Annotated in this window: 1 protein-coding gene; it reads left to right on the forward strand. The window is 35.6% G+C overall.

The features are described from left to right. The coding region (locus B5P42_RS32415; RefSeq protein ID WP_220089426.1) for a hypothetical protein at positions 1-221 on the forward strand (221 nt) is incomplete at its 5' end. Positions 222-388 lie beyond the last annotated feature (167 nt).

Below are 388 nucleotides of genomic sequence, written 5' to 3' on the forward strand. Positions count from 1 at the left end.
CTTTACCAAAAACATGCCAGTATCACAAGTCTCTCCAATCAAATCTTATTCTTCTCTTTACAAGTAAGTTCTCCTTCCTAACAAGTTCTTCCTTCCCTCAATCCGATCAAGTTCCACTTCTTCCAGCGAAAACAAATAACATGTTCTACAATCTTGAATTCGAAAACATCACAAGTTCTACCTCTTCAGTTCGAAAAAACTCACAAGCTCTACCTATTTAAATTATCAAAACAAAACACAAGTTACTCCCTCCGGCACCCAAATCAATTACAAGTTCTCTCTCACCGGCACCCAAACAACTTTTCAAAAAACTACCACAAAAAATAAAAATCAAACAAAACATTAACATTATCAGCCCATCGCGACACAAAATTCACAATACATTTTC

This window comes from Bacillus sp. SRB_331, assembly GCF_003264175.1.
Taxonomy (GTDB): Bacteria; Bacillota; Bacilli; order Bacillales; family Bacillaceae_G; genus Bacillus_A; species Bacillus_A mycoides.